Source organism: Mycobacterium sp. ABE4_509, from assembly GCF_056160785.1.
In genome coordinates this window covers 1-17,727 of sequence record NZ_JBSWXU010000114.1, presented here as the reverse complement: position 1 = coordinate 17,727, position 17,727 = coordinate 1, and the positions used below count along the sequence as shown (strand labels likewise).

At 68.5% G+C, this 17,727-nt stretch carries 20 protein-coding genes and 1 pseudogene; 10 read left to right on the top strand and 11 right to left on the bottom strand.

The window, feature by feature from the left end; genetic code table 11:
- Nucleotides 1-897, bottom strand: an 897-nt coding sequence (locus tag ACXAID_RS20800; RefSeq protein WP_475024102.1) for a DUF7159 family protein, incomplete at its 3' end; no start/stop codon positions are given.
- A 116-nt stretch (nucleotides 898-1,013) separates the two neighbouring features.
- A complete protein-coding gene (locus ACXAID_RS20795; RefSeq protein WP_475024101.1) occupies nucleotides 1,014-1,967 on the bottom strand; it encodes a threonine ammonia-lyase in 954 nt (317 codons plus the stop codon).
- Between the two features lie 39 nt (nucleotides 1,968-2,006).
- Between ACXAID_RS20795 and ACXAID_RS20790 the strand changes: the two genes are divergently transcribed.
- Nucleotides 2,007-2,429 carry an acyl-CoA thioesterase gene (locus tag ACXAID_RS20790; protein WP_475024100.1) on the top strand — a complete coding sequence of 141 codons (423 nt, stop codon included), beginning with the start codon at nucleotides 2,007-2,009 and terminating at the stop codon, nucleotides 2,427-2,429.
- A gap of 16 nt (nucleotides 2,430-2,445) precedes the next feature.
- Nucleotides 2,446-3,483, top strand: coding sequence for an agmatinase (gene speB / locus ACXAID_RS20785; protein WP_475024099.1), 1,038 nt, complete (start codon nucleotides 2,446-2,448; stop codon nucleotides 3,481-3,483).
- A gap of 1 nt (nucleotide 3,484) precedes the next feature.
- Here speB and ACXAID_RS20780 read toward each other — a convergent pair whose 3' ends face one another.
- On the bottom strand, nucleotides 3,485-4,366 hold the full coding sequence (locus tag ACXAID_RS20780; RefSeq protein ID WP_475024098.1) for a cyclopropane mycolic acid synthase family methyltransferase: 882 nt from the start codon (nucleotides 4,364-4,366) through the stop codon (nucleotides 3,485-3,487).
- Nucleotides 4,367-4,692: 326 nt separating this feature from the next.
- Here ACXAID_RS20780 and ACXAID_RS20775 point away from each other — a divergent pair, with 326 nt between their 5' ends.
- The 5 genes and pseudogenes from ACXAID_RS20775 to ACXAID_RS20755 all read left to right on the top strand — a co-directional run bounded on the left by ACXAID_RS20775 (nucleotide 4,693) and on the right by ACXAID_RS20755 (nucleotide 7,402).
- Nucleotides 4,693-4,905, top strand: a complete 213-nt coding sequence (locus ACXAID_RS20775) for a hypothetical protein (protein ID WP_475024097.1) — start codon at nucleotides 4,693-4,695, stop codon at nucleotides 4,903-4,905.
- Nucleotides 4,906-5,015: 110 nt separating this feature from the next.
- Nucleotides 5,016-5,270, top strand: a complete 255-nt coding sequence (locus ACXAID_RS20770; RefSeq protein ID WP_475024096.1) for a hypothetical protein — start codon at nucleotides 5,016-5,018, stop codon at nucleotides 5,268-5,270.
- A pseudogene (locus tag ACXAID_RS20765) lies at nucleotides 5,267-5,716 on the top strand (serine hydrolase domain-containing protein); the annotation flags it as partial. The gene ACXAID_RS20770 and the pseudogene ACXAID_RS20765, both read left to right, overlap by 4 nt.
- Before the next feature lie 55 nt (nucleotides 5,717-5,771).
- Nucleotides 5,772-6,038: a serine hydrolase gene (locus ACXAID_RS20760; RefSeq protein ID WP_475024095.1), complete on the top strand. Its 267-nt coding sequence runs from the start codon at nucleotides 5,772-5,774 to the stop codon at nucleotides 6,036-6,038.
- Nucleotides 6,039-6,091: 53 nt separating this feature from the next.
- Complete coding sequence (locus ACXAID_RS20755; protein ID WP_475024094.1) at nucleotides 6,092-7,402, top strand: cytochrome P450; 1,311 nt, start codon at nucleotides 6,092-6,094, stop codon at nucleotides 7,400-7,402.
- A 4-nt stretch (nucleotides 7,403-7,406) separates the two neighbouring features.
- Here ACXAID_RS20755 and ACXAID_RS20750 read toward each other — a convergent pair whose 3' ends face one another.
- The 3 genes from ACXAID_RS20750 to ACXAID_RS20740 form a co-directional block, all read right to left on the bottom strand.
- Complete coding sequence (locus tag ACXAID_RS20750) at nucleotides 7,407-7,808, bottom strand: hypothetical protein (RefSeq protein ID WP_475024093.1); 402 nt, start codon at nucleotides 7,806-7,808, stop codon at nucleotides 7,407-7,409.
- Nucleotides 7,809-7,866: 58 nt separating this feature from the next.
- Entirely contained in the window at nucleotides 7,867-8,973 is a 1,107-nt protein-coding gene (locus ACXAID_RS20745) for a glycosyltransferase (RefSeq protein WP_475024092.1), read from the bottom strand.
- Between the two features lie 84 nt (nucleotides 8,974-9,057).
- Nucleotides 9,058-9,966 carry a dienelactone hydrolase family protein gene (locus tag ACXAID_RS20740; RefSeq protein WP_475024091.1) on the bottom strand — a complete coding sequence of 303 codons (909 nt, stop codon included), beginning with the start codon at nucleotides 9,964-9,966 and terminating at the stop codon, nucleotides 9,058-9,060.
- Between the two features lie 126 nt (nucleotides 9,967-10,092).
- On the opposite strand from ACXAID_RS20740, the gene ACXAID_RS20735 reads away from it, so the two are divergent.
- From ACXAID_RS20735 to ACXAID_RS20725, 3 genes are read left to right on the top strand one after another with little or no spacing between them, the layout of a single operon-like run.
- Nucleotides 10,093-11,880, top strand: coding sequence for an N-acyl-D-amino-acid deacylase family protein (locus ACXAID_RS20735; protein WP_475024090.1), 1,788 nt, complete (start codon nucleotides 10,093-10,095; stop codon nucleotides 11,878-11,880).
- Nucleotides 11,870-12,349, top strand: a complete 480-nt coding sequence (locus ACXAID_RS20730; RefSeq protein WP_475024089.1) for a nuclear transport factor 2 family protein — start codon at nucleotides 11,870-11,872, stop codon at nucleotides 12,347-12,349. Before ACXAID_RS20735 ends, ACXAID_RS20730 begins: the two co-directional genes overlap by 11 nt.
- Nucleotides 12,350-12,359: 10 nt before the next feature.
- Nucleotides 12,360-14,132: an N-acyl-D-amino-acid deacylase family protein gene (locus tag ACXAID_RS20725; protein WP_475024088.1), complete on the top strand. Its 1,773-nt coding sequence runs from the start codon at nucleotides 12,360-12,362 to the stop codon at nucleotides 14,130-14,132.
- Here ACXAID_RS20725 and ACXAID_RS20720 read toward each other — a convergent pair.
- The 5 genes from ACXAID_RS20720 to ACXAID_RS20700 form a co-directional block, all read right to left on the bottom strand.
- Nucleotides 14,129-14,611 (bottom strand): SRPBCC family protein, encoded by a 483-nt coding sequence (locus ACXAID_RS20720; protein ID WP_475024087.1) that lies wholly within the window; start codon nucleotides 14,609-14,611, stop codon nucleotides 14,129-14,131. The genes ACXAID_RS20725 and ACXAID_RS20720 overlap by 4 nt on opposite strands.
- On the bottom strand, nucleotides 14,602-14,952 hold the full coding sequence (locus ACXAID_RS20715; protein ID WP_475024086.1) for an ArsR/SmtB family transcription factor: 351 nt from the start codon (nucleotides 14,950-14,952) through the stop codon (nucleotides 14,602-14,604). The genes ACXAID_RS20720 and ACXAID_RS20715 overlap by 10 nt, the downstream gene beginning before the upstream one ends.
- Before the next feature lie 45 nt (nucleotides 14,953-14,997).
- On the bottom strand, nucleotides 14,998-15,306 hold the full coding sequence (locus ACXAID_RS20710) for a hypothetical protein (RefSeq protein WP_475024085.1): 309 nt from the start codon (nucleotides 15,304-15,306) through the stop codon (nucleotides 14,998-15,000).
- 19 nt (nucleotides 15,307-15,325) lie between these two features.
- On the bottom strand, nucleotides 15,326-16,966 hold the full coding sequence (locus tag ACXAID_RS20705; protein WP_475024084.1) for a SulP family inorganic anion transporter: 1,641 nt from the start codon (nucleotides 16,964-16,966) through the stop codon (nucleotides 15,326-15,328).
- A gap of 90 nt (nucleotides 16,967-17,056) precedes the next feature.
- The coding region (locus ACXAID_RS20700) for an amidohydrolase family protein (RefSeq protein ID WP_475024083.1) at nucleotides 17,057-17,727 on the bottom strand (671 nt) is incomplete at its 5' end.

The window sequence follows — 17,727 nt, the reverse complement described above, 5'->3', positions numbered from 1 at the left end:
CGCGCCGACGGCGTTGAACGCGCCGCGCACCTTGAACGCCCCGATCGGCTGCAGGTTCTCCGGCTTCACCCACAGCGGCCGGTCCGGATCCGCCGCCGAGGCCGAAGCCACGAACGTCACCATCCCGGCTCCCAGCAGGGTGGCGGGCACCCGCTGACCGATGCGACGGGCCCTGGCCGGCGACATCGATTCGGCCTGGGTGCGGGTCGTGGCCGACCACCTCGGCACAGTGGCCTGCGCGCAGGCCACCGCGGCGCCCCGGGCCAGCGCCAGCGCAGCCTCCGCCGGGGCGACGACCGGAACCGACAGCGCTTCCTGCAGCACGGGTGCCAGCCCGTCGAGATCCTCGGCGGAACCGACAAGCACGAGCGTCTCGGGTGCCCACTCGGACTTGGCGAAGACCGCGCTCAGCCAGCCGATCAGATCTTCCTCGGTGACCACGCCGTGATTGACCGCGGTCTGAACCGCGCCTCTGGCGTCGTCGACCACCAGGGCGATGAGGGCGCCGGGCTCCACCACGCACACCGCGGTGCTCCGGTAGCCGGTGACCTCGGCGATTCCGCGGGCCAACGCCTCGGTCGCCTGCGGCAGGCGCACCTCGACGATGTTGTCGAACCCCGAGTCAGCCAACGCCTCGAGCAGTGTCTCCGCCTCGGCGTCCGCACCGTCGCTCCACGTCACACCGACCGACTGAACCCGGCGTCCGCGGCCGGCCGCGATGGCCTCGGCGCGCCGCACCGCCGCTGCCGCCCGGGACGAACCGCCGGCCTGCGCCGTGTCGCCGGTACGCACCTCGAACCCCTGGCCCCCGGCCGGCGGGCTTGCGTCGGTAGGACCGTCGACGAGGACGACGCTGACAGCCGCCGGTGTCACCGACAATCCCAGTACTGCGTCCACCAAATACTCCTTCGGGCGCCGACGGCGGCCTCTCGGCCAACCGTGCGACGCGGTCTGCCAGACCCTACCTGGCGCTCGCCGCGGATTGCACACCTGTCAAACCGGTGCGGCTGCTGCTATCCGCCCAAGATGGCGGTCAGCATGTCGGGTTCCACATTTCCCCCCGAGAGGATCACCACCGCGGGGCCCGGTGGCGTGCTGGCCTTGCGGTATCCCGCCAGCGCCACCGCGCCGCTGGGCTCGGCGACCAGGCGCGCACGAAACGCCAGCTCGCGCACACTCGACCGGATTTCCGACTCGGTCACCGTGAGCATCTCGTCCACAACCCGCTGCAGATGGGCGAATGTCAGCTCGGACGGCTGGGAGCGAAGACCGTCGGCGATCGTGCGGTTGCGGTCGGTGATCGGCCAATCCACCCGGCTTCCCCGGGCCAGCCCCTCGGCGGTGTCGGCGGCGAGTTCGGGTTCGACCCCGACGACCGTGGCCCGAGGGCACAAAGCCTTGATCGCGGTGCCGATCCCGGAGGCCAGTCCGCCGCCGCTGACCGGGACGAACACGGTGCGCACCTCGGGCAGATCCGCGGCGATCTCCAGACCGATCGTGCCCTGGCCGGCGATCACCGCGGGATGGTCGAACGGCGGGATCAGCACTCCCCCGGTCTGCTCGACCACCTGCGCGGCGACGGCCTCTCGCCGGCCTGCCGCGCACAGCACCACCCGGGCGCCGTGCCGTCGGGTGGCCTCGATCTTCACCTCCGGGGTCTCCTCGGGCATCACGATGTGGGCGGTCAGCCCGTGTACCGCGGCGGCGTAGGCCACGGCCTGGGCGTGGTTGCCGCTGGAGTAGGCGACCACCCCGCTCACCGGTTGTGCTCCGGGTGCGACGAGCGCGCCGACGGCGTTGAACGCGCCGCGCACCTTGAACGCCCCGATCGGCTGCAGGTTCTCCGGCTTCACCCACAGCGGCCGGTCCGGATCCCCCCAGCCGGCTGCCAGCAGCGGGGTGCGGACCACGTGCGGGGCCACCTGCCGGGCGGCCACCCGGATGTCGTCGATCGTCACCAGTTCCACCTGCCCAGTCTGCGGTACCGGTCCCGCTAGGGTGGCTGGGTGAGCGCGTTCTCGCTGCCGATCGTGCCCCGCTACGCCGAGGTGGACCAGCAGGGTGTGGTCTTCAACGGGCACTACCTGACCTGGTTCGACGAGGCGTGTACCGGCTACCTCGAGGACCTCGGAGCGGGGTATCCGCAGCTGATGTCCGACGGCTACGACTTCCAGGTCGTGCACAGCGAGATCGACTACGTCGACTCGGTGCGCTGGCGCGACACCGTGCGGGTCACCGCGGCGTGCGCGCGGGTGGGGACGACGAGTTTCACCATCGACTTCGGCGTGCTGAGCATGGCGCCGGGCGGAGTCGACCGGACCGTCGTGCGGGGACGCAACGTCTATGTCGTGGTGTCCACCGAGGACTGGACCAAGCGGCCGGTCCCGGTTGGGCTGCGTGCTGCGTTGACCGGTTCGCACGGGGGCTGACCGGTACCGTCATCCCATGGGTCATGATCACCATCAGCGCGAGGTCCCGCCGGGAATGGCCGAGCAACTCGACCTGGCGTATGCGGGTGTGGCGTCGTTCGGTCATCGGCCGTTCCTGACCGAGCTCGATCAGCTCGAGGCGTGGCGTCCCGACGTCGCCATCGTCGGCGCGCCGTTCGACATCGCGACCACCAACCGGCCCGGGGCGAGGTTCGGGCCGCGCGCGATCCGGGCCACGGCCTACGAGCCGGGCACCTACCACATGGATCTCGGGTTGGAGATCTTCGACTGGCTCGAGGTGGTCGACTTCGGCGACGCGTACTGCCCGCACGGGCAGACCGAGCGGTCCCACGCCAACATCCGCGAACGCGTGCACGCGATCGCATCGCGGGGCATCGTGCCCGTCGTTCTCGGCGGGGACCATTCGATCACCTGTCCGGCGGCCACCGCGGTGGCCGATGTGCACGGGTACGGCAACGTCGGCATCGTCCACTTCGATGCTCACGCCGACACCGCCGACGAGATCGAGGGAAACCTGGCCTCGCATGGGACGCCGATGCGTCGGCTGATCGAATCGGGGGCGGTTCCCGGCTCGCATTTCGTGCAGGTCGGGCTGCGCGGCTACTGGCCGCCGCAGGACACGTTCGAATGGATGCTCGAACAACGCATGACGTGGCACACGATGCAGGAGATCTGGGAGCGCGGATTCAAGGATGTGATGCGCGACGCGGTCGGCGAAGCCCTGGCCAAGGCCGACAAGCTCTACGTCTCCGTCGACATCGACGTCCTCGATCCCGCCCACGCGCCGGGCACCGGAACACCGGAACCCGGCGGCATCACCAGCGCCGACCTGCTGCGGATGGTGCGTCAGCTCTGTTATGAGCACGATGTGGCCGGGGTCGACGTGGTGGAGGTCGCACCGGCTTACGATCACGCCGAACTGACGGTCAACGCGGCCCACCGGGTGGTGTTCGAAGCTCTGGCGGGCATGGCCGCCCGGCGTCGTGACGCTGCGGGCGGGGAGCCGGGCCAGCCCGCCCGCTCCTATCGATGATTCAGCTCTTGGCCAGGGTGAACTGGCAGATGTCGGTGTACCCGCCGCGGAACAGGTCAGCACAACCGGTCAGGTACTTCATGTACCGGTCGTAGACCTCGCGGGACTGGATCGCGACGGCGTCGTCCTCGCGCTTCTGCAGCGCCTCGGCCCAGATGTCCAGCGTCTTGGCGTAGTGCTCGCGCAGCCGCTGTTCGCGGGTGAGCCGGAAGCCGGCCCGTTCGGCGTGCTCGGCGACAGTGGTGGGCTTGGGCAGATCTCCGCCCGGGAAGATCTCGTCCATGATGAACTTCGAGAACCGCACCAGGCTCATCGTCAGTTTCAGGCCGCGGTCGGCGAATTCCTGATCGGTGGGCTTGATGATGGTGTGCAGCAGCATCACGCCGTCATCGGGCAGCACCTGGTGGGCTGTCCTGAAAAACTCGTCGTATCGGTCGCGTCCGAAGTGTTCGAACGCTCCGATCGACACGATGCGGTCGACGGGTTCGTCGAACTGCTCCCAGCCTTGCAGCAGCACCCGCTTGGACCGCGTGCTGTCCGTCTGGTCGAAGCGTTGCTGGACGTGTGCCTGCTGGTTGCGGCTCAACGTGAGGCCGATGACGTTGACGTCGTAGTTCTGCATCGCGCGCAGCAAAGTGGTACCCCAGCCGCACCCGATGTCGAGCAGGGTCATGCCGGGCTGCAGGCCGAGTTTTCCGAGCGAAAGGTCGATCTTGGCGAGCTGGGCCTGCTCGAGCGTCATGTCATCGCGTTCGAAATAGGCGCAGCTGTAGGTCTGAGAGGGATCGAGGAACAGCCGGTAGAACTCGTCAGACAGGTCGTAGTGCGACTGGACGTCCTCGAAGTGGGGTTTGAGCCCCTGGGCGTCAGTGATTTCTGGCAAAGTGGCACGCCTTTGAGAGATTCTTCAGTGTGGTCTTGTCGGCGGCCCCGCCGGGGTTGAGGGCCAGTCTCGTCTTCTGGGCAGTTTACGCACAGTACCCGAGAGTCTCCTCGACCAGTGAATCATCGCTCCGGGCCGCCCAGCAACGTCGAACGGTGACGTTTCCGTCAGCGGTGCGCGCGGACCGGGGGCGGGTTCGGGCGGTTGCTCGCAGTTGGGTCGGCCCGGGGCGGAAGTGGGTACATCCACCGGACGCCTCTATCGTGGAGGGGCGCAGAGGTCCGCAGGGATCACGGACAGCTCGCCGATGGCTGGGAGGAACGCCGATGACGAAACCCGACCGAAGCTCCTTCGGTGATGCGCCGGAGGCACCCGAAGCGGATGTGGCTGAACAACGTACTCCGGTCGACGATTCGGACCAGGGTTCCTGGCCGGACGCGCAGCGGGTGTCGGCCGACCGCGGCTGGCAGGCAGACGAAGCCGATTTGATCGAGCAGTCGATCGACGTGCCCGACGACGACGCGGACTTCGAGCGGTGACCGAAGCGGCGTCGACGCCGGTGACCGCGACGAGCTCGTCGCGCTGACCGGCGGTTCGGCGGCCGCACCGGTGCGAATACTTCGCAGACGATGACCACCGGGCTGTCTCCGTGCTGTTCGCAGCGCTGTTGACGGTCGTCGGGTGCGCCGGACCGGTCGAGGAGCCACTTCGGCAAACCTCATCGGTGTCGAGCCCGGCGCCCGAGGCGACGATGGCCGCGGATCTGACCGACCGGTTGGACGCGGCGGTGGAACGGGTGATGGACCAGGCCCGCGTTCCGGGGGCGATCGTCGGCATCTGGGGGCCCCGCGGTGACTACGTTCGCGCATTCGGTGTCGCCGACCGGAAGGCCCGGGCCCGATGAAGACCGGGCTGTACAGCCGGATAGGCAGCCTGACCAAGACCTTCACGGTCACGGCGGTTCTGCAGCTGGCAGACCAGGGCAGGCTGGGGCTCGACGATCCGGTCGCCGGCTACCTACCCGCAGTCCCCGACGGCGAGAACATCACCCTTCGCCAGCTCGCCGGAATGCGAAGCGGCCTGGCAAACTACACCGCCAGCCCGCGGTTCCAGCAGGCGCTGTCCGCAGACCCGCAGCGCGCGTTCACCCCGCAGGAGTTGCTCGGATACGCCTTTGCCGAGCCCGTGGAGTTCGCCCCGGGGCAGGGTGTGCACCACAGCGACACCAACACGATTCTTCTCGGCCTGGTGGTGGAGAAGGTCAGCGGTGGTGCACTCACCGAATACATCGCTGGCCACATCCTCGAACCGCTGGACATGTCGCACACCAGCTTTCCGCTCGGCACCGACTTCCCCGACCCGCATACACGACGCACGCCGATGGCGGTGAAACCACCGCGACCGATTGGAACCCCTCCTGGGCGTGGGCGCCCCGGGCCGGCCTGCCCCCGACGGATACGGCCTCGGCCTGTTCGACCTCGGCGGCTGGATCGGGCACAACGGCAGCCTGCCCGGCTATCAGACCGTCGCGGTGTACCTGCCCGAAGAGCAGACCACGCTGGTCATCCTCCTCAACACCGACATCCCCGTCGACGGCGCGGACCCGGGAACCCTGCTGGCGACCGCGATCACCACCGAGTTGACGCCCGGAAACGTCTACCACCTGAGCTGAACGGACGGCGGAAACGGGGATCAGGCCAGACCGCGAGGCTACGCTGAAGCGGTATGGGCCTGACTTCGAAGAGCGACAGCGTCGCCCGCCGCAACGGGGTCGCACCTCCCGATGTCCCGCTGTCCGAGATCGACCTGGGGTCGTGGGATTTCTGGGGCTTCGACGACGACTTCCGCGACGGAGCCTTCGCCACGCTGCGCCGGGAGGCCCCGGTCTCGTTCCACGAAGCCTATGTCGTGGACAGTGCCTCTCCCGTCGCCGGTCACTGGGCGTTGACCCGCCACGACGACATCTTCTTCGCCAGCCGCCACCCGGAGCTGTTCAGTTCGGCTCAGGGCATCACGGTCGGTGATCAGACCCCGGAACTCGCCGAGTATTTCGGCTCGATGATCGCGATGGACGATCCCCGCCACACCCGGCTTCGCAACATCGTGCGCAGTGCTTTCACCCCGCGGGTGCTGACCCTGATCGAGGATTCGGTACGGGTGCGGGCGCGCCGGCTGGTCGAGGAGATGATCACCGACCACCCCGATGGCCGGGGCGAGATCGTCGCAGCGCTGGCCGGGCCGCTGCCGCTGCAGATCATCTGCGACATGATGGGCATTCCCGAAGCCGACCATCAACGGGTGTTCCACTGGACGAACGTGATCCTGGGCTTCGGCGATCCCGACATCGCCACCGACTTCGAGGAGTTCATCTCGGTGGCGATGGCGATCGGCGCGTACGCCACCGAGCTCGCCGACGATCGGCGCGGATCCCCCGCCGAGGATCTAACCACCGCCCTGGTCCAGGCCGAACTCGACGGGGAACGGCTGACCTCGGCGGAGGTGGCGTCGTTTTTCATCCTGTTGGTGGTGGCCGGGAACGAAACCACGCGCAATGCGATCAGCCACGGGGTGCTGGCCCTGAGCCGCTATCCCGATCAGCGTGAGTTGTGGTGGTCGGACTTCGCCGGACTCGCTCCGACGGCGGTCGAGGAAGTGGTGCGGTGGGCCTCGCCGGTGGCCTACATGCGGCGCACCGCGACTCGCGACGTCGAGCTCAGCGGGGTACGTATCGCCGCCGGAGACAAGGTCAGCTTGTGGTACGGCTCGGCGAACCGCGACGAATCCAAGTTCGCCGACCCCTGGATGTTCGACGTCGGTCGGCACCCCAACCCGCATGTCGGCTTCGGCGGGGGCGGTGCGCATTTCTGCCTGGGCGCCAACCTGGCCCGCCGCGAGATCACGGTGGCGTTCGAGGAACTGCACCGGCTCGTCCCCGACATCGCGGCCGTCGCGCAACCCGACCGGCTGCACTCGGCGTTCATCCACGGGATCAAACAGCTGCCGGTGAGCTGGACGCCGCCGCGCGACCGCGCCTGACACCTCACAACGTTGCGGTCAGGGGGCCGTTCTCCCGGCAGTACTTCTGTGGTGGGTTGCCCTTCGCGGCGCAGCCGCGCCCGGTGGCCGTGTAGGTGGCGCCGGGCCGGTAGGGCTGGAAGAACACCTGCGCCGGCACGATGCCCGAGCCTTCCTCGCACAGACCGGGTCCGTTGCCGCCGACCATCTCGATGCAGGCAACCGTCTGATAGGTCACCGCACCGTCGCAGGCGCCGGTGTCGACCGTGGCGGTGACCATCTGAACTCCGGAAACGGTCACCACACTGGGCGCGGTGAGGGTGTACGTGCACCCGGTCTGCTCGGGCTGACCGGGTTCGGCGTGCGCGAGCGCCGACGGAGAGGCGAGAGCCAGGACGGCGGCGGCCGCAGCGTACGCGCGAAGCATCTCTGGATGGTATTCCACCGTGATACCCGGCCACCGGGAACCGCGCTGATTCAGAGCCTCAGGACGCGCCCAGCGCGGTGAGCATCCCCGCGGCCGATCGGGGCCAGCTGAACTGCTCGGCACGCTGCCGGGCGCTGTGCCTGCGCTGAGGTTCGGGTCGGCTCATCACAGTGGTCACCGCGTGCGCGATCGCGCGTCCGTCGTTGTCGGCGGTGGCTCCGCTGTCATTGGTCAGGATCTCGGCCAGTGCCGAGGTGCGTGACACCACCGCCGGGGTACCGCAGGCCAGGGCTTCGAGGGCCGCCAGACCGAACGTTTCGTGAGGGCCGGGCGCCAGCGCGATGTCGGCGCTGGCCAGGATGGTTGCGACGGTGCTGCGGCAGCCGACGTAGCCGAGGAAGTCGACCGGAAGACGTCCGGCCTGGCGCTGCAGGCGCGGCCGCAGCGGTCCCTCCCCCACGACCACCAGCCTGGCGTCGACACCGGCGTACCTGAGTGCGGCGACGGTGTCGATACTGCGGTGCGGCTGCTTCTCCACCGACAACCGGCCGCAGTGCACCAGCAGCATCTGACCGGGTCCCGCCCAGCGGCCCCGGACCTGCGAGGAGTGGTGGCGTGGATGGAACTGCTCCAGGTCGACCCCCAGCGGCACCGTCACCAGGTTGGTGGCGTTGATCCGGTCGAATTCCTCGCGGGCGAAGGCGGTGGTGCACACCACGGCGTCGTAGTTGGCGGCCGTGCGCCGATTGGCGGCGTCGGCGACCGCACGGGCCAGCGAGACCGGAAGGACCTGGCCGACGAGCCGATCCAGGCGTTCGTGGGAGATCATCACCGTCGACACCCCGTGGCTGCGGCCCCACCCACCCAGTGAACGAAGCGTCAGTCGGTCGGACACCTCCAGAGCGTCGGGGGCGAGTTCTTCGAGCAGCGTGGCCACCGGCCTCGGCAACACCGCCCGGTAGCCGCCGGTGAACGGGATCAGCCGGGCCGGTAGTGAGATCCGGATGACCCCGGACGGCAGCCTGGTCCACTCGGCGTAGCGGCCGGGCACGATCAGGAACACGGTGTGACCCGCAGCGCAGTACTCGGCGCCCAGACGGTCGACGGCGGTGCGCAGACCGCCGGACCGGGGTCCGTAGAAATTCGCCACCTGGACCACCCGCATGACTGCATATCAGCCTGTTCGCATGTGCGGGAACCAACGGGAAGCCAGCGTGCCGCCGAACAGCTGGTTGCGTATCGGTGCCCGCTATCCGACGTGGGCGGCCAGCCAGTCCAGGGTGCGGCGCCACGCGTCGGCCGCGGCAGCCGGGTCGTAGCGCTCGCCGGTGTCGTTGAAGAACGCGTGGTTCGCGCCGGGCTCGGTGACGAGTTCGTGGACCAGGCCGGCGCGCTCGAGGGCCGCCGCCGCGGCGGGTTCGGTGGCGTTGACCCGCTGGTCGAGTTCACCGTAGAAGGCGAGCACCGCGACGCCTTCGGAAGCGGAGAAATCGGGGTCGTCCGGGGTCGGGCCGTAGAACGGGAATGCCGCCGACAGCTCGGGCACGCCGCGGTCGAGCAGCCGCCACACGAGCCCGCCCCCCATGCAGAAGCCGATGACGGCGACGTTGCGGTCCGGGGTGCGGCGCTGCACTTCGGCGATGCCGGATTTCAGGTCGGCGACCATGCCGTCTGGGGCGAGGTTGCCCAGCGCGGCGGTCGCTGCGGCCGGATCGGCGAACCTCGCGGTCCCGCCCTGTCCGGAGAGCAGATCGATCGCCAGGCTCGAGTAGCCGGCGCCGGCCAGCCGCCCTGCGACCGAGCGCGTCCAGTCGTTGAGCCCCTTGTTCTCGTGGATCACCAGCATGCCGCCGCGCGCGGCCTCCGCCTCGGCCCAGGCGCCCTGGAGTTCGCCTGCGGGGCCGTTCCAGGTGACCGGCGTGGTGGGCAGGGCCTCGGCCATCCCCGGTGGTGCGGCATCCCGGGGCGGCTCCGATGGCGGTGCCGCCGGTGCCGGGGTGTCCTGCTGGTTCTGGCCGCACGCGGCGATCAACGACGCCGCCGCGGCCGCGCCGACACCGAGCAGGCTCAGCCGGCGCAGCGCCTCGCGCCGGGACAGCAGCCCGTCCACGTGGTCGGTGGCGATCTCCTCGGCGATGTAGCGCTGCAGCGGCGTCATCGCCACCATTATGCCTCCGGGTGTGGTGCAGATCACAGCAATGCGGTAGACACTTGCATAGATCTGTTCACTGATTTCGTTGACACCCGCCCACCGGGGCGGTTCGATGGCGGTGTGGGCAGTGCTGTGACGTACGACACCATCATTCGCAACGGTCGCGTGTTCGACGGCACCGGAGGGCCGTCCGCGGTACGGACCCTCGGCATCCGTGACGGCCATGTCGTCACGATCACCTCCGAGGACCTCGACGCCGACGGTGCACAGGTGATCGATGCCACCGACAAGTGGGTGCTGCCCGGCCTGATCGACATCCACACCCACTACGACGTCGAAGTGCTCGGCGGGCCCTCGCTGTCGGAGTCGTTGCGGCACGGGGTCACCACCGTGCTGCTCGGATCCTGTTCGTTGTCCACCGTCCACATCGGAGCGCAGGACGCCGGTGACATCTTCGGCCGGGTCGAGGCGATCCCCCGCGACCACGTCATCGACGCCGTCGAACAACACAAGACCTGGTCTGATGCCGAGCAGTACATCGCCGCCCTGGAGGCCCGCCCGCTCGGGCCCAACGTGGCGGCGTTCATCGGCCATTCCGACATGCGGGCAGCCACCATGGGGCTGGACCGGGCCACCCGCAAGGATCAGAAGCCGACCCGCGCCGAGCAGGCCCGGATGGAACGCATGCTGACCGAGGCCTTGCGCGCAGGTTTCGTCGGGATGTCCTCTCAGCAGCTGCTTTTCGACAAGCTCGACGGTGATGTGTGCCGATCGCGCACCCTGCCCTCGACCTATGCCGGGCCCCGTGAGCTGCGTCGGCTGAAGTCGCTGCTGCGCCGTTCGAACCGGGTGCTGCAGTCCGGGCCCGACATCGAGAACCCGCTGAACCTGGTGTCACAGGCGGCGCAGTCGGTGGGCCTCGTGCGCAACCCGCTCAAAACGAGCCTGCTCTCGGCCGCCGACGTCAAGTCCAACCCGGTGGCGGTCAACATCCTGGGGCCGCTGGCCCGGCTGGTCAACGCGCTGGGGGGCAACTTCCGCTGGCAACACCTTCCGGTCCCGTTCGAGGTGTACGCCGACGGCATCGACCTGGTCGTCTTCGAGGAGTTCGGCTCCGGGGCCGCCGCACTGCACCTGCGTGACGAGGTCGAACGCAATGAACTGATGCGCGACGAGGCCTACCGCCGGCGGTTCCGCAAGGACTACGACCGCCGATTCGGTATGCGGGTGTGGCACCGGGACTTCTTCGACGCCGAGATCGTCGATTGTCCGGATGCCTCGGTGATCGGAAAATCCTTCGGCGAGGTCGGCCGCTCCCGCGGCGGCATCCACCCGGTCGACGCATTCCTCGACCTGGTGCTCGAGCACGGTCGGGCGCTGCGCTGGCGCACCACCATCTCCAACCACCGGCCCGAGGTGCTCAAGAAGCTCGCCGCCGACCCGGGAATCCAGATGGGCTTCTCCGATGCGGGCGCCCATCTGCGCAACATGGCCTTCTACAACATGGGTCTGCGCCTGCTGCGTCACGTCCGCGACGCCGAACTCGGCGGAACCCCGTTCATGAGCATCGAACAGGCGGTGCACCGCCTCACCGGCGAGCTGGCCGACTGGTACCGGATCGACGCGGGCCATCTGCGCCTCGGCGACCGAGCCGACGTCGTCGTGGTGGACCCGAAGCGGCTCGACGAGACCCTGGACGGCTACGCCGAGGACCCGGTCGCCGAGTACGGCGGTCTGTCGCGGATGGTCAACCGCAACGACGACACAGTGTGTGCGGTGCTGGTCGGTGGCCGTGCCGTCTTCCTCGGCGGCGCGCTGACCCCCGCGGTGGGCAGCGAACGCACCGGCAGATTTCTGCGCGCGGCCCACCAGGCGCCGGCGCCGTCGACACAGAAAGGGGCACTGGCCCATGCCGGTTGACCAGACGCACGACACCCGCGAGGCCACCGACGTCGAGACGGTGGTGCGCGGAATGTGGGAGGCCCTCTCGGCGCGGGACTGGGACGGGGTCAAGACATTCCTCGCACCCGACTGCATCTACCTCGACGTGCCGGTGGGCCCGGCCGCGGCGGCCCGGGGTCCCGAGGACATCGTCAAGCGCCTCAAGATCGGAATCGAACCGCTGGCGGCCTATCAGAACTTCCCCGGGTTGATGGTCAGCAACGGAGTCGACGTCATGTACGAACACCACGAGGAATGGCACTGGGCCACGGGCGAATCGGCGGTCCTGCAGTTCGTCTCCGTGCACCGGGTGCAGGGTGGGCTGATCACGCTGTGGAAGGACTACTGGGACATGGGCGCACTGGCCAACAACGCGCCGTCGACCTGGATGTCGGATTTCGCCGACGCTGACATGTCGTGGGTGTTCGACGCGACCGGAATGGTGTGAGGAGCAACCGATGCTGGATCTGAAGATCACCGGGGGCACGGTCGTCGACGGCACCGGGGCGCAGCGCTACCGGGCCGACATCGGGGTCAAGGACGGCCGCATCGTCGAGGTGCGCCGGCGCGACGGCGGCGGGGATGCCGCCGACGGACTGCAGACCGAGGCTGCGCAGGAGATCGACGCCACCGGCCGTATCGTGGCGCCGGGATTCGTCGACATGCACACCCACTACGACGGCCAGGTCAGCTGGGACGAGACACTCGAGCCGTCCAGCCTGCACGGTGTCACCACCGTCGTCAGCGGCAACTGCGGCGTGGGTTTCGCGCCGGTGCGCCCGGGCCGTGAGCAGTGGCTCATCGAGCTCATGGAGGGCGTGGAGGACATCCCGGGCACCGCCCTGGCCGAGGGGATCAGCTGGCAGTGGGAGAGCTTCCCGCAGTACCTGGATGCCATCGAGAAACGTTCGCTGGCAGTTGACTACGGCACACAGATCGCCCATGGGGCGGTCCGCGGCTACGCGATGGGAGAGCGCGGCGCCCGCAACGAGGAGGCCACTGCAGACGACATCGCGGCGATGTCACGCATCGTGCAGGAGGCTGTGGAGGCCGGCGCGTTGGGCTTCTCGACCTCGCGCACCGAGGCCCATCGTGCGATCGACGGCGAGCCGGTTCCCGGAACCTACGCCGCCGAGGCCGAACTGTTCGGGCTCGGGCGGGCGATGGCCGCGGGAGGCCGGGCGGTCTTCGAGGTGTCTCCACAGGGCACCGCCGGCGAGAGCCCGGCCGAGGCCACCATGCGCGAGCTGGACTGGATGACCAAGCTGGGGGCTGAGATCGAACGGCCGGTGTCGTTCACGATGATTCAGACCGGCGGGGCACCCGACCTGTGGCGACGGCAACTGGAACGGGCCGGCAAGGCGTTGGAGAACGGCATCGAGGTGTATGCGCAGTTCGCCGCCCGCCCCTTCGGCATGCTGTTCGGTTTCCCCGGCTACCACGCGTTCACCCACCGCCCCACCTACCGCAAGCTCAAGGCGGAGTCGGGGCCACAGGAACTGGCGGCCCGGCTCGCCGATCCCGCGGTGCGGGAAGCGATCCTGTCCGAGACGGATCTGCCGCCGCAGCCGGTCCCGATGTTCGACGGCTTGTTCGCGCTCGTCCAACACAGTGTGGACCGCATCTTCCCGATCGGTGATCCGCCCGACTACGAACCCACCCCGGACCAGACGGTGGCCGCGATTGCCGAGTCCCGCGGACAGGATCCGTTGGCGGCGATGTACGACCTGATGCTCGAGTCCGACGGCACCGCGATGCTGATGCTGCCGTTCTTCAACTACGCCGACGGCAACCACGACGCCATCTACGAGATGATGAGCCATCCCGCCGCGGTGTCGGGGTTGTCCGACGGCGGCGCGCACTGCGGGCTGATCTGCGATGCGTCCTACCCCACCTTTCTGCTCACGCACTGGGCCCGTGACCGCCACCGGGGCCCGAAGTTCTCGCTGGAGTACGTGGTCCGCAAGCAGACGCTGGACACCGCCACGCTCTACGGGCTGACCGACCGCGGCGTGCTCGCGGTGGGAAAGAAGGCCGATGTCAACGTCATCGACATGGATGCGCTGCGACTCGGTGTCCCCCGCATGGTCTATGACCTGCCCGCCGGTGGACGACGGCTGGTGCAGGACGCGTCGGGATACGACGCGACAGTGGTCAGCGGTGTCGTCACCCGGCGCCACGGAATGGACACCGGGGCGCGGCCGGGCCGGCTGATCCGCGGGGTGCGCTAGGAGACCAGGGCGTCGATCTGGTTGATCGCCGCAGACGCGCCCTCGGTCACCCCCATGTCGAGGACCTGTTGCAGCGCCTCGGCGCTCGCGTAGGTGCCGACGAAGGTAGCCCGGGTGCCGTCGCCGTGTTCGGTGAACGTGAACACGTTCTTGGATACCGGCAGGTCCGGGTTGGGGACGAAGTCCAGATCGGCGAACCCGTCGTCGAAGGCGAAGCCGTGTGGCGCGTCGACCGAAGTGATGTCCCAGTAACCGGCGTGCTTGTCGCCGTCCGGGCCGGTCATGAAGTAGGTGACCCGGCCACCTGGGCGCAGGTCGTGGTCGACCACCGTCGCGGGGTATTCGGGTGGGCCCCATATCTTCTCGAGCTGGCGCGGATCGGCGTACACCTGCCAGATCCGGTGCACCGGGGCGGCGAACTCGGCGACGATGGTCAGGGTGCGGCTGTCGAGGTCGTGGCTCACGGCGGTCACGGGCATGGCGGGTTCTCCTGTGTCTCTGATGCGATGAGGTCGTCGATGCGGGATATGCGGCCGCGCCAGATCTGCTCGAGCTCGGTGAGCATGGCGGCCACCGAACGCACCGCCGTCACATCACCGCTGGCCAGCTGCTCGCGGCCGTGCCGGCGCTTGGTCAACAGACCTGCCCTGTCGAGTACGGCGACGTGCTTCTGCACTGCGGCGAAACTCATGTCGTAGCCGGCCGCGAGCGTGGAGACCGAATGCTCCCCCGCCAGAACCCGGCGCATGATGTCACGCCGGGTGCGGTCGGCCAGCGCATGGAACAGCGCGTCGGCACGGTCCTCGTCCTGGTCGATCACCACCACAATATACAACCAATCGGTTGTATGTGTGTCAAGGGATTGTCACGCCGACCGTGGTGACGGCGGGGTCCATCGGACGGTGACTGTCGCTGAATCCTTGTGTGCGCGTGCTGCAGCTACGGGGAAATCAATCCACACCTCGACGTTGAAGAAGAAGTACCCGACGCACCAGGCGATGGCGCCGGCAATGCCCCCGGCGAGGCCGGCGAACACCCAACGCTGCCGTGCCCGCCCGTTTCGCACCCGGGGAATGCGGTCGGCAAGCGCGCCGGCGACAAGAACGATCACCACGAGGAGCCAGGTGGGCATGGTCTGCTGCCTGGCGGTGCCAGCCAGAAAGTCGCTCGCCACCGCCGTACTCGCCCTCCGGTCAGCGTCCGTCAGCCACTTCGTGGCGGGCGTCGTCGTAGGCGGTGCGGAGAGCTTTGCCGATCCATTCACTGCCCTGGTAGATATTGCGGGTGCCGAGCTCGCTCGTGAGGCCGGAACCGTCGAGTTGGCGCAACACCATCGGTTCGTTGGCGACGACCTTGAGAGTGCAATCGGCCGCGTGCAGAGCGGTGGCGTAGCGGCGCAATACCTCGATTGGGGATAGCCCGATCTCGTCGATGCCCCGCAGCCGGAGGATGACGACCGAGCCGCGGGTGCTTGGGCCAACTGCCGGCAGCTGACGTTCCAACGTCGGAGCACTGCCTGAGAACAGACTGCCGAGCACCTGAAGTACCACCACAGTGTGAGCGGGAAGGATCGCGGGAGGATCCGATTCACGTAGCGCGCCTTCTTCGTCGAGTCTGATCTGGCGCACCTTCACCCGGTTGGCTTGGTGGGCTACGAACATCAGGATCGTCAACGCCACGCCGATCAGCACGGCGAACTGCAGACGAATCGTCAACGTGAGTGCGAACGTGACGGCCATGGTGGCGGCTGCCGCTGGGCTGCTGCGTGCCACGGACACCACCCGGATGGGTTTCACCGCGCCGAGTCCGACGACTATCAGCAGACCGGCCAGTGCCGGCATGGCGATGTGCCCCACCGTGTCGGCGGCGAAAAGAATGATTGCCGCCATGACCGCTGCAGCCACGAAGGGGGCAATGCGCGATCGCGCACCGATGGTTGCGATCAGCGCGGTCGCGGACATCGATCCGCCGACTGGCATGCCCCGAAACAGTCCGGAGAGCAAGTTGCCTGCACCTTGGCCGAGAAAATCCCGCGACATGTCCCCGGGCGGCTTGTCGGCTGGTTGAAGAGATGCCGTGACGCCGGCACCTTGAACCAAACCAACCAGCGCCAGCGACAGCGCCGGCCAGAGCAAGTAGGTCATGTCGGCGACGTTGGGCAGAATCGGGGCGGGCAGGCCGTTGGGCACCGTGACGAGATGGTCGAGCACGCTGATGGCATCGGCGTTGGCCACGGAGTTGTACCCGAACGTCAACGCCGATCCGGCGATTACCGCCGCGACGTAGCCGACGGCCCCGAAGCGCGTGCGGCGCATTGCCAGGATCACGGCGATCGTCGTGATACCTACGGCCACGGTCGGCAGGTGCCAGCGGGGCAGGTTCATCACCACGTCGAAGCTGCGGGCCACCCGGTTGGCGCCGCCGCCGTCGTAGCCGGTGACGGTCGAGAGCTGACCCAACACGATATTGACACCGACCGCGGTCACGAAGCCGGTCATCACCGCGGCGGAGATGAACCGCATCAGCTTGCCCGCCCGCAGTGCGCCCGCCACCAACATGATCGCCCCCGTCATCACAGCGAGGGTGCTCAACGCTCGGCCCGGGTCGGGACTGTTCGCCAAGTCGGCGTCGGCGATGATCAGCGCCATCGCTCCCGTGGTGGTGACGGCCAGGATGGGGTTGCCGGTGCAGGTCGCTGCGCCGGCCAGGCCGAACAGTGCCCCGTACAAGCCCGCCAGTGGGTTGACGCCGGCCAGCACGCCGGCGGCCAGTCCGTCGGGCACAGTGCATATGCCCAGGACAACGCCTGCGCCGGCATCCTTTTTCCACCTCACCGAATAGTCCTTTCGATCACAGCGGGGTTCGACAAGTATGAGCCGACAGGGTTCGGAACGCGGTGGCCGTATTGCCGCCCGGCTGGCGCCTCAGTCGAGTTGGTATACGCGCCTGGCGTTTTCGTGGGCGATGAGGTCTACCACCCGCAGTGCGTCGTCGGCACTCCAGTCGCCGGTGTCCACGAAGTGCTGGAGAACGGTCGCCATCCCGCTGCGCCACAGCCGCGCACCCAGATAGTGCAGTTCTGCGGGCCCGAACCCGTCCGACGAGTACAGGATCTTGCGGAACGGCGCCATCTCGAGCAGTCGTCCGATGAACGCCGCCGAACGAGCACCCAGATAGTTGATCGCCAGGCCCCCGTCGAGGTAGACGTTTTTGAACGCCTGCGCCAGGTAGCCGGCCTCACGCTCGTAGGGGTAGCAGTGCAGCAGCATCACCGGGGTGTCGCCACTGCCGCGCAGAAAGTCCAGCAGATGGATCGGGTTCGCGGCGTGCAGGTCGGCGTCGCGGTCGCCGAAGCCGGAATGGACCTGAAGCGGCTTGCCCAGCCGCAATGCCCGGTGCAGCCCGAACCGCAGCAGCACCCGGTCGCGCAACCGGGTGCCACCGGCGTCGCGCCAGCGGGCCGCCGCCTCCGCGAACTCGGCCGGCGCGGGCTCGGACAGGTCGAAGATGAAGCCGCCCCGGTAGGCCAGCCCCATCTTGTTGGCCAACGCGGTACTCGCCTGGCCGTCCAGGATCTCGGCGAACGCGTCGGCGT

Coding starts and splice junctions, on each gene's coding strand:
- speB (WP_475024099.1), top strand. CDS start 2,446: ATGGGTCATGATCACCATCAGCGCGAGGTCCCGCCGGGAATGGCCGAG.
- ACXAID_RS20775 (WP_475024097.1), top strand. CDS start 4,693: ATGACGAAACCCGACCGAAGCTCCTTCGGTGATGCGCCGGAGGCACCC.
- ACXAID_RS20755 (WP_475024094.1), top strand. CDS start 6,092: ATGGGCCTGACTTCGAAGAGCGACAGCGTCGCCCGCCGCAACGGGGTC.
- ACXAID_RS20750 (WP_475024093.1), bottom strand. CDS start 7,808: ATGCTTCGCGCGTACGCTGCGGCCGCCGCCGTCCTGGCTCTCGCCTCT.
- ACXAID_RS20745 (WP_475024092.1), bottom strand. CDS start 8,973: ATGCGGGTGGTCCAGGTGGCGAATTTCTACGGACCCCGGTCCGGCGGT.
- ACXAID_RS20740 (WP_475024091.1), bottom strand. CDS start 9,966: ATGACGCCGCTGCAGCGCTACATCGCCGAGGAGATCGCCACCGACCAC.
- ACXAID_RS20730 (WP_475024089.1), top strand. CDS start 11,870: ATGCCGGTTGACCAGACGCACGACACCCGCGAGGCCACCGACGTCGAG.
- ACXAID_RS20725 (WP_475024088.1), top strand. CDS start 12,360: ATGCTGGATCTGAAGATCACCGGGGGCACGGTCGTCGACGGCACCGGG.
- ACXAID_RS20720 (WP_475024087.1), bottom strand. CDS start 14,611: ATGCCCGTGACCGCCGTGAGCCACGACCTCGACAGCCGCACCCTGACC.